The following is a 15875-nucleotide window of genomic DNA, read 5'->3' on the forward strand; positions in this document are numbered from 1 at the left end:
CACCCGCATTTTCACTATTAAGTTAAGCTGATTGACTTTTTATCAATATATAGTTAAAGGCGCAACCTTCATTTGCTAAAAGCGGTAATTTAACTGACAGATAGCATTTATGCCGGATACCGGGCTGTAACTACCTGGTTTGCTTTAATAGTAACGTTGTCTGAAATATGAGCACCAGGCAATATTGTTGCACCCGACTCAATAATCACATTGTTTCCTATATTAACCGGCTGCGTGTATTGCCAGCCTGCGCGCCGGCGGGTCTCATAGTGCATATGATGCATCGCGGCAATAACCACTCCCTCACCAAGCACGACATTTTGTCCCAACAAAATAAGCCCGGCGTCTAACATCACAACATTATTACCTATCTGCAAATTAGCTTGCGAACTAATATTTACCCCATAGTCGCAATAAAAGCCGTTTCCTATGCTGGCAACAGTGGCATTTGGCAATAATAGCTCACACCACCGTCGGCGCTCACTGGCAACCGATGAACCATTAAGTCTGTCGCAATAGTCTTTGGCTTGCAGCCGCGCTCGTTTTAACGGCTTGGCCTGGGTTTGATAGGGCCGCCCGGCTATCATTTGTTGCCAAATCTGACTGCTATACAGCGACTGAGTCATAGCTTTCTCCAGACATAAAAAAAGCCCGCAATCTGCGGGCTTTTCGAAAAGTTAACAATAACGCAAGGATTAGTAATCTTAGTTAAGCTTTTCTTTGATACGTGCAGATTTACCTGAACGCTCACGAAGATAATAAAGCTTAGCACGACGAACCGCACCACGGCGTTTCACTTCAATAGAAGATATTGCCGGGCTGTGTGTTTGGAAAACACGCTCTACGCCTTCGCCGCTTGAAATTTTACGAACGGTAAAAGACGAGTGAAGTCCACGGTTACGCTTACCGATAACAACGCCTTCATATGCCTGTAGACGCTCTTTGTCACCTTCAGTAACGCGCACTTTAACTATAACTGTGTCACCTGGGCTAAACGCAGGAACATCAGATTTGAGCTGTGCTTGCTCAATTTTCTTGATGATATCTTGACTGACTTTGCTCATCATATCCTCTCGTCCTAGTTAACTGTCATCTCGCTGCAACTGCGACTTGAATTCTTCAAGTAGACGCTGCTGCTCCTCAGTCAGAGCTAGGTGATTTAACAATTCAGGGCGACGCTGCCAGGTTCTTCCCAGCGCTTGCTTTTGTCGCCACTGCCGTATTTTTTCATGATCTCCACTTAACAACACAGAAGGAACTGATCGACCTTCAAGTACTTCAGGCCGCGTATAGTGCGGACAATCAAATAACCCGTCGGTAAAAGAATCTTCAATTGCTGAAGCTTTATGCCCCAACACGCCAGGAACTAACCGCGCTACTGAGTCCATTAAGACCATAGCGGGCAATTCACCGCCGCTTAGCACGTAATCACCAATAGAGACTTCTTCGTCAACATGGCTTTCGATTACCCGCTCGTCGATTCCTTCATAGCGACCACAAATCAATATCATGCGGTCATTCTGCGCTAACCGGGTGACCCCGGCCTGATCAAGTTTCTTACCCTGTGGAGATAAGTAGATAACCTTGCTGTTTTCTCCGCCAGCCTGCTTTGCTGCCGTAATTGCGTCTGTTAAAGGCTTGACCATCATTAGCATGCCGGGACCACCGCCATAAGGGCGATCATCTACGGTACGATGGCGATCATGGGTGTAGGTTCTGGGGTTAAATATTTCAACCTCCAGGGTTCCCGATTTAACTGCTCGTCCAATAACCCCTTGTTGGGTAAATGGCGCAAACATATCGGGAAAAAGGCTGACAATGCCAAACCATTTATCCGCGGTCACTTAAAACCCCGGATCCCAGTCTACAGTAATGACCCGACCTTCTTTATCCACTGTTTGTACGACTTCGTCGAGAACAAACGGCAGTAATCTTTCTTTTTGACCAAATGCATCTTTCGCGTTTGCTTTGACTTGTACCACGTCGTTCGCACCGGTATTAAACACATCTTTTACCACACCCAAATCGTAACCTTGCGTTGTTACAACCTGCATGCCGGTAAGCTCACGCCAGTAAAATTCACCGTCTTCAAGTTCAGGTAACTGGTCAGCAGTAATGCGGATATCCAGATTCTTGATGCGCTCGGCATCGTCACGAGTCTCGATATCTACAAGTTTTGCTACCAATACTTTACCGTGCGGTCGCCACTGGTCTACTCGGTACTCCTTTTCTTCACCCAATATCCAGGGTGAATACTCAAAAATACCTTCTGGTACATTAGTATAAGTGTTGATTTTAACCCAACCTTTAACGCCATGTGGCGCGCCGATTTTGCCAATAACCAAATTGTCAGACGCTTGACTCATTTATACCTACCAGTATTGCAGCTTACGCTGCTGATTTTTTTGCTTCTTTTACCAAGCTGTTAACGCGCTCTGATAAGCTCGCGCCAACACCAACCCAGTATTCTACACGGTCAAGATCTAAGCGAAGACGCTCTGCCTGACCTTGTGCAGTTGGGTTGAAGAAACCGACGTTTTCGATGAAACGACCGTCTCGTGCACGGCTGCTTTCAGCCACGACAACTTGATAAAATGGACGCTTTTTCGCGCCGCCACGCTGTAAACGAATAGTAACCATGGGTGCCTCAAACTCGTTGTAGCGTTACCGTTAACTTCCCTTCCTGTGACTTTCGCTGATATTTCAACTAGGCTGGAAGGCCGCAGAATTATACGGGTATGCAAATCAAATGCAAGCGAAACACCGGCTTAAAATCAATTAAATCGAGATAAATCACATCAGTAGTATATGATGAGCTGCATTGACCGCGATATAACGACAACCCCTGGTTGTTCTGCGTTTTAACAATGCCACCGTGCTTAGGAGGATGGTCTGTCATCATCACATGTTTTGTCTAAGGTAAATACCCGTGAAGTACTGCGCTGGCTGGCCGGTCATTTGTCGGCGTATCGTTGGCATGTAGTCGGAGCGGTTATCGCGCTGTTTTTTGCTTCAGGCGCCTGGCTGGCGCTGGGCCAGGGTGTAAAATATGCCATAGACAACGGCTTTATCGGCGACCACCCGCAAGTTTTAAATAAAGCCGCGCTGGCGGTCTTAGTCATTTGTATTGTGGCCAGCCTCGCCACCTATTGCCGCTTTTACCTGATGACCTGGCTTGGCGAGCGTATTAGCGCCGATATACGCATGCAGCTTTATCACCACTTGTTAGGCTTATCCCCGTCGTTTTTTTCAAAAGTTCGCACAGGCGAGGTTATTTCGCGCTTTACCAGCGACACCGCTATCTTACAAACCGTGGTAGGCATGAGTTTATCCATGGCGTTACGTTCGGCCGTGACGTTTATCGGTGCCCTGATATTGATGGGCACCACCAGCCCATTATTAACCGCATGTGTTTTACTGGCCGTACCTATGGTGTTGGTGCCAATAAAAGTATTTGCGCCAAAAGTGCGGCGTTATGCACGACTCAGCCAGGATAAAATTGCTGACTTAGGGGCTCATATTGACCAAAGCCTGCACGAGATTGCTACCGTTCAGGCATTTAATGCTCAAACCAGCGAATCGAAACAATTCGATAAGCGCGTGGGCGATGCCTTTGAGGTTGCCCGCTGGCGAATTCATTATCGTTCACTGTTAATTGGCTTAATCATGGTACTGAGTTTAACTGCCATATTGCTGATTGCCTGGGTGGGCGCACGACAAGTGTTTTCAGGCGCCATTTCGGCCGGCGAACTGTCGGCCTTTTTATTTTACGCGATAATGGCTGGCGGTAGCGTAGCCACTATCAGTGAAGTTATCGGTGAAGTTCAGCGCGGCGTAGGCGCTTCTGAACGATTGCTTGAACTACTGGCCTCGCCGGCCGATATTGCTGATGGTGACGTTGCCCTTCCCCACCTTATATCCGCGCCCTCAATAACCATTCAAAATCTCAGTTTTGGCTACCCTGATTCTGCGTTACTGTTTGAAGATTTTTCTTTGCATATTGAAGCGGGCGAAAAAGTGGCTCTGGTAGGTGCCAGTGGCGCAGGTAAAACCACGTTATTTCAACTTTTATTGCGCTTTTACGATATAAATAAAGGCGCAATACAATTAGACCAGCACCTAATCAAAGATCTGAAGCTGCACGACTTACGCGACCAAATTGCGATAGTGAGTCAAGAGTCGGTAGTGTTTGCCACCACGGTGATGGAAAATATTCGTTATGGCCGCGAAAATGCCACCGATGAAGACGTTATCGCGGCCGCTAAAAACGCCTTTGCCCATGATTTTATCGAAGAGCTCGAAACCGGCTATCAAACACAATTAGGGGAACGCGGCGTGCGGTTGTCCGGCGGTCAACGCCAGCGTATTGCCATTGCCAGAGCCATTTTAGCCGACCGGCCTGTATTACTGTTGGATGAGGCCACCAGCGCGTTAGATGCACGTTCAGAAAAAATGGTTCAGCAGGCATTATCTTCACTTATGCAAGGACGCACCACAATAGTCATAGCGCACAGACTGGCCACCGTTCAGCATGCCGATCGTATCATTGTACTGGATAAAGGCCGTATTGCGGCTCAGGGCAATCATAATCAGTTAATGAAAAGCGATACCCTGTATCGGGAATACGCCGAACTGCAATTGCTTAGCTAGACCCTTTATGGTGCTATATAAAGCGTTGCAAAAACATTAACGATAAGCAACCTTCGAACCATCTTGCAGTGAATCACGTTTTAACATCTATTCACTGTCGGCGCGGGTTCGATATTTTTAGCAAATGGAAATCCAATGTTCACAAAATTAATTAAGCATGGTCAGAAACCCTTTCTGGCTTTATTTTTCGCTATATTATGTCCGCTCGCTCAGGCGCAATATTTTGGTGATAATCAGGCTAAATTAGTCGTACTTGAAAAAGTTTCGTTTGAACATGCCACCCGCAATATTGAAGCTGTCGGTACCGCCGAAGCAGTTCGCTCAGTCACGCTGTATCCTGCTGTAGGCGATGAAGTTGTCGAGATTAACTTTGTGCCTGGCCAACATGTAGAACAGGGAAAAGTGTTGATTCGCCTTGACGACAGAAGACAACAGGTTGCCTTGCGCCGCGCTAAGTTACAACTTGAGGATGCTCAAAGAAGCTTAGACAGATTACAAGATACCTTACAGCAAGGCGCGGTATCACAAAGTGAGCTAGATATCGCTCAAACTGACCGCGACTTAGCCAAAGTCGCTCTAGACGAAGCACAGGCCAACCTGGACGATCGTACTGTTGAAGCTCCTTTTGACGGTATTGTTGGATTAACTGATATTGAAGAAGGTGACCGGATCACAACCCAAACGGCCATCACCACTTTAGATGATCGCACAAAATTGTATGTTAATTTTCGGGCTCCGGAAGCGGCGCTTCCAATAATTATGAATGAGCCTTCTGTTACGCTTCAACCATGGACCGATCGTGACCAGAAAATTTCAGCTCAAATTGCCGAAATTGATTCGCGCATCAACGAAACCGATCGCACCATGCGTGCCCGGGCTATGCTTGACAACAGTAATGATAAATACCGTCCGGGTATGAGCTTTCGGGTTAACTTGTCAATAAATGGTAACCGCTATGCAGCGATTCCCGAAGCGGCATTGCTGTGGGGCGCTAACGGCGCCTATGTGTGGATTTCGAATGAAGGTAAAGCCAAACGCGTCGATGTTAAAGTGCATCAGCGTTTACGGGGCACCATCTTAGTTTCAGGAGATTTAAGCGAAGGCGATTTGCTTATTTCTGAAGGCGTGCAACGTTTGCGCGATGGCCAGGAAGTAACCACTGAACTGGCCCGGAGATCGCCCCAATGAGCAAGCTGACCACCCAGGCGAATGACTTACCGTCTACGGCTATTCGCCGTCCGGTGTTGATTGTCGTTCTTAACCTGCTGATTATTATTGCTGGCTTTGCGGCTCTTAATGGTCTTGAAGTTCGCGAGCTGCCCGATGTTGATACACCTACCATTACTGTCACTGCTCAGTTACCTGGGGCGTCCCCTGAAACGGTTGATGCTGAATTAACCAGCCGTTTAGAAGGTGCGGTCGCACGGGTGGGCGGAGTTAAAAATATTTATGCTCAAAGCGAAGAGAATTCAGCACGTATTCGGGTTGAGTTTCGGCCTGGCGTAAATTTGGAAGATGCGGCTAATGAAACCAGAGAGTCTGTCAGCCGGGTGCAACGCCAGTTACCCGAAGACGTTGAGCAAGTAGCCATAATCCGCGCCGACAGCGATGCACAGGCAGTGGTAAGCCTGGCAGTTTCATCTAATACCCTTGATATGGAAACTCTTACCGAACGGGTAGATACCGATCTGGCCCCCTTGTTTTTAAGTATTCCCGGGGTTGCTGATGTTCAGCTTAGTGGTAATCGAGAACGTACATTACGCGTCTCGGTAGACCCTTTACGCTTAACCAGTTTTGGGTTGTCGATGACCGATGTGGCGGCAGCCTTACGGCTGGCCCCTTTTGATGTTCCTGCCGGTAGCATTCAGTCAAAAGACCAGTCACTGATTGTGCGCGCTGACGCAACATCGGTGACCGCCGAAGATGTGGCAGCAATTGTATTGCAAGGCGATGTTCGTATCAGCGACGTTGCCAGTGTTTATTTTGGTCCCGCCGACACCACCAGTATGGTGCGTCTTGATGGTAAACCGGTTATTGGTTTGGGGGTTATTCGTCAGGCCAGTTCTAATACTATCGAAATATCTGATGAAGTGCGCACCATGGTAACGCAGATGAATGAGCGCTTTACCGATATGGATATTGTATTGACCTCAGATGATGCAGAATTTATCCGGGACTCAGTAGGCGAAGTGGTACAGTCACTAAGTCTGACGATTTTATTGGTTATTTTCACTTTATTAATCTTTATCGGCTCGTGGCGCGCCACGATAGTCCCGGCATTGTCTATCCCCGTCTCGCTTGCGGGCGCGCTGGCGGTAGTTTGGGCGCTCGGTTTTTCAATCAATATTCTTACGTTGTTGGCGCTGGTATTAGCTACCGGCATGATTGTCGATGATGCAATTGTTGTCTCTGAAAATATTCAGCGACGCCGTAGCTTAGGGCTTGGCGCACGGGCTGCTGCGGTGGTAGGTTCTCGTGAGGTTTTCTTTGCGGTAGTGGCGACCACCGCCGTGTTAGCATCAGTATTTATTCCCATTGCATTTTTACCCTCTACGGCCGGCCGTCTGTTTCGTGAATTTGGCGGTATTTTAGCTGGCGCAGTCATTATTTCTTCTTTTGTAGCGCTGTCGTTAGTGCCCGCCCTTACGGCCAGATTGCCGTTAAAAAATAATCCTTCGAATGGACTGTTTCAGCGCACTCTGGGACGAGCCGGCTACGCAGGGCTTCGAGGCTATCAGCGTTCTTTAAAGTGGTCTTTACGCCATGGCTGGATTGTTGTTTTCTTAAGTATTTTAGCCGGCCTGGGTGCCTGGTTTACTGCGGGTCAAATCGACAGTGAATTATTACCGAGTGAAGATCGCGGAACGATTCGTATTTTTGCACGAGGGCCGGATGGCGCGGGCATGAACTTTATGAACCGTCAGGCTGAAAAGATGGAAGAGGTGTTAATGCCGTATGTCGAAAACGGCACTATTGACTCGGTTTATACGGTGGTTGGCTCGTGGGATCCCAATATCGTATTTATTACCGCCCCGCTTCAACACTGGGATGACCGGGATCAATCGCTTCAGGACGTGGTTGATGATATTCGTCCCAAATTGCAGGCTATTCCGGGGGCACCCGGTAATGCTTTTGGCGGCAACAGCCTGAACCTGCGCGGCCAGGGAGGCGGACTTGAACTGGCTTTAACCGGCGGCAATTACGAACAAATATATGAGGCAGCGAAAGGTTTTGCCCGTGAGATTGAAGAAACCTTACCTGAGCTGGGCGCGCCAAGAATAGGTTATGAACCTACACAGCCGCAAATGCGCATTAATATAGACCGGCGCAGAGCCGAAGAGTTGGGTGTGCCATTATCTGATATCGCCAGCACACTGCGCGTGGCGGTAAATGGTGACGATATTGCCGATTTAAACGTCGGCGATCAGGCTATTCCAATTATGTTGCAATCCAGCGAACGCAATACCAGTAATCCGGCCGATTTAACTAATTTGTACGTAAAGTCAGACAGCGGCGCGTTAGTTCCTTTATCTAGTATTGCCTATATTAGCGAAGAAGGTGTAGCGGCAGAATTAGAACGTCAGGCTCAACGTCGGGCGATAGAGCTGGAAATGGAATTACCAGAAGATATGCCTATTAATGAAATCGTTGAAAAAATCCGGGGTCTGCAAGATACACTCCCAGATGGAATAGGTCTGATTTTCCTGGGTGAGGCACAAACCTTTGAAGAAACGTCACAACAAATTGCCCTGACCTACGTATTGGCCTTCATCATTGTACTGCTGGTATTGGCAGCACAGTTTGAAAGTATAAACAGTGCCGTGGTGGTAATGCTGACCGTACCCTTTGGTATTGCGGCGGCCATTTACGCCCTGTACCTGACCAACACCACAATTAATGTGTATTCACAAATTGGTTTGGTGATGTTAATTGGTTTATTAGCTAAAAACGCCATTCTGTTGATTGAGTTTGCCGATCAGCTTCGCGACCAGGGTTACAATGTCTACGACGCCATTGTGGAAGCAGGAAAAGTACGTCTTCGCCCTATTATGATGACGTTAGTGTCGACAATTTTAGGCGGTCTTCCTCTTATTTTGTCAACCGGTGCAGGTGCAGAGTCGCGTAACGCCATAGGTTGGGTTGTATTTGGCGGATTAGGTATCGCCGTAGTATTTACCCTTTATCTAACCCCGGTCTTATATTTAGGGTTAGCGCGCTTCACCAAGCCCCGTGCTGATGAAAGTAAGCGTCTGGAAAGCGAGCTTGATCAGGCTCATCAGCAATCGCTGTAACCAAGATATTGTAAAATAGAAAAAGGCATCAAATGATGCCTTTTTTGTTAGAAATCGATTAGTTAGCCTACGCTGTCGCGTGTTTTCTCATCTTGTTACCGCCCACCAAACCAGCCAAAATAAAGACGAACATAAATAAAACCGCGGACCCAGAGACATCCACTTTGTTATCTCCCGGCATCAATAGCTACACCTAGCTCATGTGAGACCCTGATCCCCATATTATCACGAGCAAAACCCTGTGGTTTATCACCTATTAAATATTCAGTACCAACTAAGACGCGAGATACATCCGTAACTGAGTCAGCCCCGCGTTGAATGTGAGTATTCCCAACAACACAAGCGCTGGTTAGTGCTTAATGGTTGGTCAGAAAAAACTCAGAGAAAATGATTGCGTCGCTGATATGCGGACAAAGCTTTCGATGTTCTGCTCGTAACAAGCACGGTGACTAAATTCATCATTAAAAAGCGCAAGCGGATGGCGCTAAAATATGAAGAAAAGCCACCCTAAGCGGTGGCCCTTCAAAGAAAAGTAAAGACTAGTTTATCTGACGGGCTTCTGTGGGCCTGGGGGTATTGTAAACTAATGCTCTGGCCAACATTTTATGACTCAACAAGGAAAGAATTTCGGTTTCTTCATCGCTTCTGTCGCCATCGATTCCGGTCATAGCTATAGCGACTTCCATCGCCAGTTCTGCGTTAAATAGCAAATCATCTTTAAACGAACGTAAATAATCTATACTCGTTCCTGTATCTAAAGCCAAACGGGTCTGGTACACCACATCATTAAAAAATGCCTCACGACAAATTGGACTTTGCCAGTCTAACGAGCTTAGTAATTCCTCTAAGTAATCTTGTTCGGTCAAGGTAACTTTGTTGTCTACCTGGTATAGCAATACGGATAATCTGATAATTGCCTGATTGAATATTTGCTGATTAGATAACTGCATTGAATGCTCCGCTCGCCTGCAAAGACGAATTATAGATGAAACTCCCGTGCTGCCTGAGGTTTAAGCAACTACCGGTTTTTAATAACAAGCCTGTTACGCAGGGTGCTAATGAAAGGTTCATGACGAACACCGGGTCACTTTTTACCTGTATGTAACACTGTAAAGCTATCAGAACATCACCCGAATTCGGGTTGATTTCAGTACCTAGTATAAATGAGCAGAAGTGAATTGTTAATATTTTGTGAACAATTTTTTATGGTGCAAATTTAACATTTTTAAACCGCTTTAAATGCAATTAACCTGCAGCATGAAAGCGTATATTACCGTAAACCCAATGTCACATCGTGAATGTAATAGTTTCCGGTAAAGGTAGTGTGAGCCTGGCCTTGTGTATCGAGCGCAAAGAATAATTTATCGGTTTCATCGAGTGCCTGATAGCCGCCAATAACCTGATAAATCCAAACTTCGGCGTCAAAATCAAAGTTTTGGTGTTGATAGTAGTCAAGTGCCGAGCATGCTTGTCCCGAGTCAATAACCTCACAAAAGTAGCATTCTACCGCGTGCTGAATTTCACCCTTTATAAGCGCTACGGTAGATTGCTCAGTAACTTCCAGCTCGTTATTTACGGTCTCGCTTGTTTCGGCTTTGGGCCGGTTGCCTAAATGAGTCAGTTGAGTAGCCATCTGATGATAGTCAGCTTCATGATGGACATAATTCACGTCAGCAGCAGCGGGATTGAGCATTGCCGCCGCCTGATTAAACAAAGTGGGTACCTGGGACAACGCCGGGTATTCATTTACGGTGAAATCGGGATGGTGTTCACAGTGCAATAAAAACCCTTTTAGCAATCGGGTACGGCCTTTGAATTCTCTGAAGCGCCCTAACAGGTCAAGTAACCGGGCTTGCGCAACAGAGAGCTCCTGAGCCGCCCTGGAAAAACTTTGTTGAAGGGCGACCACAAGTAAATGACGCAATTCGCGCTGACTACCGGCTAATTCACTTAACTGGTCAAACTGAAAACACTCTAACTGCTGTAATAAGTCGGAGACCTGACTTTGGGCGAGTTCGTTTTCGCGTATTTTTGCATCGACCGACACCACATACCCAAATTCGTTGTTAATTCGACTAAACATAATACGTACACTGTTTCCCAGCGACTCTGTCAGCTGATAAACATGTTCGGTTAGCGTACTCATATGCGACTGGGCTTCACTGTAGCGGTTATAGTGCATCGCTTCTTTGTAGTGCCCCACCAACGTTTTCAGACTGGCAAGTGCGGCGCCAATATTGGCATCTATGGTTCGGTTTCGCTCGTCTTGTAAACTGCTTTCAAGCAGGTTTCGAACAGCGCTTTTTAACCGCAATGGACTATGAGCATCAGGTCGCCAGAGTATGCCCAACTGAATCAGTTGCTCAAGGACTTTCGTGCTGGACTGGGTTTCATCTACCTGCCCATTAAGATACACCTGCATAATAAGCTCATGATGACGGCTCAACGCATTAAACAGTCGCCCGCTGGCCTGAATTAATGCCTGGCTCATAGCAAGTTACCTTGCGATATGGCCGCATCAGCCTGTTCGGCTAATGACAAAGATTCTGTTTCGTCGATAAATCTTATTATTTCGTACAGGTGCTCAATTTTGCCGGTAGCAAGGTAGATTTGTTTTTCGCTATTAGGTTTGTGCAAGTATCCCAAATCGGTCAGTCTTTTAAACACCTGCTTTAGCTGACCATCAAGATTGACGCTGGTCGAGTTAAACAACCGGTAGCGTGAAATTTTTTCCAGTTGTTCAGCATAAGCGGGCGTATCTTCAATAACCGATTGCAATTCGCTCAGACGTAATGCCCCGCCTATTGTCAGCGGTATATCTGACTCACTGGCTTGCTGAATCAGCATCAGCCACTCAACCAGAGGAATTAAATTCGATGCAATGTCCTGAAACTGCTGCTGTAACACTTTTCGTTCTGCGTCGCCCAGCGTAGTGTAGGCGCAAAAAAATACCTCACCATCGGCGGTGGTGGCCAAACTACGGTTAAGTAAAGCAAGATGCGGTTCAAGGGTCTGAACATTGTCGCGACGTTTAAGGTATCGCCATGCCTCTTCATCGGTAACCTGACAAATAAATTTGCCTTCCAGTAGCAAACTCAGGACCCGACCGGCTTCGTTCATCATAACGATGTCTCCTGTTTTTGACGCTGCTGAGCGATACGATGTGCGATGGCATTGGTATTGGGTTGAACCACTTGCAGCTGGCGACTGACTTTGTCTATCAGATAACGGTTTTCAAACAAACTGAGTACGTCTGACTCTGGGTTTGGAAAGGCGCCTACTACACTGATATTGTTGTTATGACACGCATCAAAGATTTTTTTAACATTGCTTTGGTGTAAGGTGCCCAGCTCATCAATGGGCCAGTGTACAATTGTATTTTCGTCGCCGCGTAATAAGCGGGTAAAGGCCAGCAAAAATTTGCACAATATCATGTAGGCCATGCCGTGACTTGATGACTCATTTAGCTGACGATCCGTACGAATAACCAGGTCGCTGTTCCCTTCACGCAGATGCAGCTCAATATCCAGCAGTTTACTGATACCGCCACCCAGTGCTGCGCGCCCCAGAATATCTAACACCTTGCGCATACTATGAGCATATTCCTCGCTGGGAAGCTCGGCCGAGCCTTCTTTAATCCAGGTATCATAATAGTCGCGAAACTGTTGCAATTCAGGCCAAAACTCCAGCTCGCTGATACGTGAGCGTATCTTAACGGCCGAGTCTGACACCCCGTCCAGAAACAATTCACTATCAACTTCCTGGGTTATGCGGCGGCTTTGGCTGACAATGCGCTTGTCGATGTCAGCAAGCACATAATAATATTGAGTTAAATCAGCGCCAAAAATTCGGCCCTGTTCTTTTAATCCCTGCCGCTTTTGCGGCACCATAACATTAATCAACTGCGCCAAATGTCTGACCATGCGTCTGTGATCAACCGCTTTGATACCCTGAGCGTTAGTCGCTGTGCATTCTTCGCGGGCTCGCTCCCAGGTATCTGATAACCCGGTACCCGCCTGCGCGGCAATAAGCTGGTCAAAATGTTCAACATAATTTTTTACATCCAGGGTTAGTTTTTCATGTTCCTGCATAACCCTTTGCGACTGAGCGATTCGCTGACCAATGCTGATATCATCCTGGCTGACTGTGTCATCTGGCTTTATACTTTGCAATGACATTCGTTTTAGTATTTTTAATATTCCGCGTATTTTTTCAAGATGTTCTGAAGCAACATCAAGCTGGCCTTGCAGCTTGCTATGGTGTTCCTGAGCCTGTTCACGCTGTTGCCGAAATGCGGCAAGCTGCGAGGCCAAAGCCCGCTCGGTTTCGGCCAGAATGTGTCTGGCTTCACTTAAGGAGTTTTGCCAGCTAATCTTTTGACCTACAAAGGTGTTTTGATACCAGCGCTCGTAATCGGTAACCTGATAACGTTGGCTCTCGGTCTTTTGAATTTTGCTGGCAAGGCTTTTTTGTTGTTTTTTCAGCTGACCTATTTCATCAACATCAACGCCACGCTGATTTAGCTCATTTTCAAGCCAAACCTCAAGCTCTTTACGCTCGGTACCGGCCAATGCTTTAGTCTGCCGGGTTTCTGAATCAATATGCTCAAGCTGGGTTTTGATGTCGCCCAAAAGTTGCTGCCAATGGAAACGGTGCTCGGTTTGTGCTTCGCCTTGCTCATGCAAAATTTTGTCTTTATCTTGCTGGTACTGATTGCTGACTTTTTGCTGAGCCTGAGTATTTGTTTGTAGTTGGGCGTTAATTTTTATCCGGCGCTGGCTCACCGCCTGCTGGTATTCACTGTGCAGCGAGTCACGATCTTGCTGAGCTCGCTGGCGACCAGCCTGAGCACTACGAACTGCGTTGTCGTACTGGCTCAACGCCAATTCGCACTCTCGCACGTGTTCGCTTGCCAGCCTCAGTTTGTTTTCTTGTTCATCTTGCTGCTGACGAAGGCTCGATAGGTGTTCCTGAGCAGTTTTTAACTTTTGTTGTAATTGCTGCTCGTTGTTCGCGTACTCAGGCGTTTCAATAATATCTGTGTCTAATCTGATGCCAAAAATACTGCGGCTATCATCGCTGTTTTGGGGATGCAAATCAGTGCGCTTTAGTAACTCTGGCTGAATAATTTTACCAATTGAGGTTTCCCACTCATCCACATTTTTACGTAAATATTCCAGCAACGACCCTTCACCCGGATACAATAACTGTTGTAAACGGGTCACCTCTTTTTCATGGTCAGAATAATGCTGGCGAAGCTTCTCAAGGTGATTGTCTTCATTTGTGCGCTGCTGTACTGACTTCTGGTGCGCTTGTTGTGCTTGTCGATATTCACTACGCGCCGCATCTTCGTTTTGTGAAGCCTGTTTAATGGCGGCATCCAACATATCTAGCTGCGACTGTTCATTTTCGTTAAAACCGGTATGAGCGATGGTAGCGTTTAATTCAGCTTCCGCTAATTTAAGCGCATTAAGCTGCTGCTGGGTATCGTTGTTTAGCTGTTGCAATTGCTCGGCGTAACGTTGTTTTAGCTGATGCAAACCTTCACTTTCTAAGTGTTGCTGTTTGGCATAATTATCAGCAATATCTTGCCGGTTTTGCGCCAGTTGCTCTAACGCATGGGCCAACCGTTCGCCAGACTCCGCAACCTGGCGCGAATAGGCGGACTCGACATCCTGATGCTGCTCGGTAAGAAGTGCGTAGCGGCTACTTACTGTAGCGAGCTGATTTTGCCACTGTGCAAGGCTGGCAACGTCTTCTTTTAACTGGTCAATATTCTGGTTTTGCCAATAGTCGTATTCTTTTTCTACTGATTCTAACTCACTGCTGTATTTCTCAACATCCGCGCGCGCGCCAGAGACGGTCTGGTTTAAAGCATCACGTTGGCTGTGCCATTCACGTTCGCTTTGTTTACGATTAAATTCGTTGTCTTTAATTGCCTGTGAGGTTTCGTCTATCTGTGTATCAAGCTGCTGTTTGTCAGCTTCATGGCAAACCAATAATTCACTTAATGTAACTTCTGCTTCGTTTAACGCTAAGTTAGCTTGTTCCAATCGAACAAATTCGGGACGTATGCGCTCAAATTGCTTAATAAGCTGACACTCACGAATCCAGTCATCAACACGTTGCCTGCTTAAGCCTGAGGAAGGAGGTTGTACACCGTCTTCTTCTAAAATAGCGGCAATCATGGCTTTGATGGTTTCCATCTTGCCTTCTTTTGAATGCACCGCTTTAGCCAGTTTTTCCATATGCCGAATATGGTGCTGTTGAGCGCACAAACTGAATATTCGCGAATAAACCAATAACTCGCGGGCATTGCTGCTTTGATTAAGAACGCTGTGATCGTTTTGCAGTATCGCCCTGAAATCTTTGGTATTGAGCTGGCTGCTAACCTGTACGTCATTGCGCTTCATGTTTCGGGCAATTTCGACGCTGCTGATACTGATAAATTTCCCACTATTTTTGGTGGTTAAATAGTCATCAATTGCAAACGCTTTACCGATAAAACGATAGTTAACGCCATTCCCCGACGAGCTAAGTACCGCCTGGCACAATTGTTCATCAGCCCGGCTATACTCGTAAATAATAAAACTGGAGGTTCTTGGCAAATACCAGCGTTCAAAGCTATCGCGGGTAGCAGGTACAACCCGGCTAGGATATTCCCCATAAAAAACCGGGATCAGTCGCTGTAAGGTGGTTTTTCCCGAAGCATTGGTACCACAGATATTGGTATGGCCTTCGAGCTTCAGCTCAACAATACCGGGTAAATGGGTATCAATAAGAATAATGCGTTTTAAACCAGCCATAAAAACCTTTGTTGTTATTAGAGGAAAGGATAATTAAAGGAGCGATTGTGTGTATTACGTCCTTGTCTTAGCTGGGGCGGTATTTTGCCAAAAAACAGCGTAAGAAAGTAGTATTGTTAACACTATG

At 46.7% G+C, this 15875-nt stretch carries 12 protein-coding genes; 3 read left to right on the top strand and 9 right to left on the bottom strand.

Annotated elements, in window-relative coordinates:
* Nucleotides 1-107: 107 nt before the first annotated feature.
* The 5 genes from JK130_RS11980 to rpsP all read right to left on the bottom strand — a co-directional run bounded on the left by JK130_RS11980 (nt 108) and on the right by rpsP (nt 2640).
* Nucleotides 108-626 carry a maltose acetyltransferase domain-containing protein gene (locus JK130_RS11980; protein WP_218354565.1) on the bottom strand — a complete coding sequence of 173 codons (519 nt, stop codon included), beginning with the start codon at nt 624-626 and terminating at the stop codon, nt 108-110.
* Between the two features lie 78 nt (nt 627-704).
* Entirely contained in the window at nt 705-1064 is a 360-nt protein-coding gene (gene rplS / locus JK130_RS11985; protein WP_218354622.1) for a 50S ribosomal protein L19, read from the bottom strand.
* 18 nt (nt 1065-1082) lie between these two features.
* Complete coding sequence (gene trmD / locus JK130_RS11990; RefSeq protein ID WP_218354566.1) at nt 1083-1844, bottom strand: tRNA (guanosine(37)-N1)-methyltransferase TrmD; 762 nt, start codon at nt 1842-1844, stop codon at nt 1083-1085.
* On the bottom strand, nt 1845-2366 hold the full coding sequence (gene rimM / locus JK130_RS11995; RefSeq protein ID WP_218354567.1) for a ribosome maturation factor RimM: 522 nt from the start codon (nt 2364-2366) through the stop codon (nt 1845-1847).
* A gap of 22 nt (nt 2367-2388) precedes the next feature.
* Nucleotides 2389-2640 (bottom strand): 30S ribosomal protein S16, encoded by a 252-nt coding sequence (rpsP, locus tag JK130_RS12000; RefSeq protein WP_195809889.1) that lies wholly within the window; start codon nt 2638-2640, stop codon nt 2389-2391.
* A gap of 270 nt (nt 2641-2910) precedes the next feature.
* Here rpsP and JK130_RS12005 point away from each other — a divergent pair, with 270 nt between their 5' ends.
* From JK130_RS12005 to JK130_RS12015, 3 genes are all read left to right on the top strand, one after another.
* Complete coding sequence (locus JK130_RS12005; protein WP_218354568.1) at nt 2911-4650, top strand: ABC transporter transmembrane domain-containing protein; 1740 nt, start codon at nt 2911-2913, stop codon at nt 4648-4650.
* 135 nt (nt 4651-4785) lie between these two features.
* Nucleotides 4786-5838 carry an efflux RND transporter periplasmic adaptor subunit gene (locus tag JK130_RS12010; protein WP_218354569.1) on the top strand — a complete coding sequence of 351 codons (1053 nt, stop codon included), beginning with the start codon at nt 4786-4788 and terminating at the stop codon, nt 5836-5838.
* A complete protein-coding gene (locus tag JK130_RS12015) occupies nt 5835-8942 on the top strand; it encodes an efflux RND transporter permease subunit (RefSeq protein ID WP_218354570.1) in 3108 nt (1035 codons plus the stop codon). Before JK130_RS12010 ends, JK130_RS12015 begins: the two co-directional genes overlap by 4 nt.
* Before the next feature lie 539 nt (nt 8943-9481).
* Here JK130_RS12015 and JK130_RS12020 read toward each other — a convergent pair.
* The 4 genes from JK130_RS12020 to JK130_RS12035 form a co-directional block, all read right to left on the bottom strand.
* On the bottom strand, nt 9482-9892 hold the full coding sequence (locus tag JK130_RS12020) for a tellurite resistance TerB family protein (RefSeq protein WP_218354571.1): 411 nt from the start codon (nt 9890-9892) through the stop codon (nt 9482-9484).
* A gap of 320 nt (nt 9893-10212) precedes the next feature.
* The gene (locus tag JK130_RS12025) at nt 10213-11433 is read right to left on the bottom strand and encodes a phosphoenolpyruvate carboxylase (protein ID WP_218354572.1); all 1221 of its coding nucleotides are present in this window, start codon (nt 11431-11433) and stop codon (nt 10213-10215) included.
* On the bottom strand, nt 11430-12065 hold the full coding sequence (locus JK130_RS12030; RefSeq protein ID WP_218354573.1) for a condensin complex protein MksE: 636 nt from the start codon (nt 12063-12065) through the stop codon (nt 11430-11432). The genes JK130_RS12025 and JK130_RS12030 overlap by 4 nt, the downstream gene beginning before the upstream one ends.
* On the bottom strand, nt 12062-15748 hold the full coding sequence (locus tag JK130_RS12035; protein ID WP_218354574.1) for an ATP-binding protein: 3687 nt from the start codon (nt 15746-15748) through the stop codon (nt 12062-12064). Before JK130_RS12035 ends, JK130_RS12030 begins: the two co-directional genes overlap by 4 nt.
* Nucleotides 15749-15875: the final 127 nt, after the last annotated feature.

Source organism: Alteromonas lipotrueiana, from assembly GCF_019249245.1.
In the GTDB taxonomy this organism is placed as follows: domain Bacteria; phylum Pseudomonadota; class Gammaproteobacteria; order Enterobacterales; family Alteromonadaceae; genus Alteromonas; species Alteromonas lipotrueiana.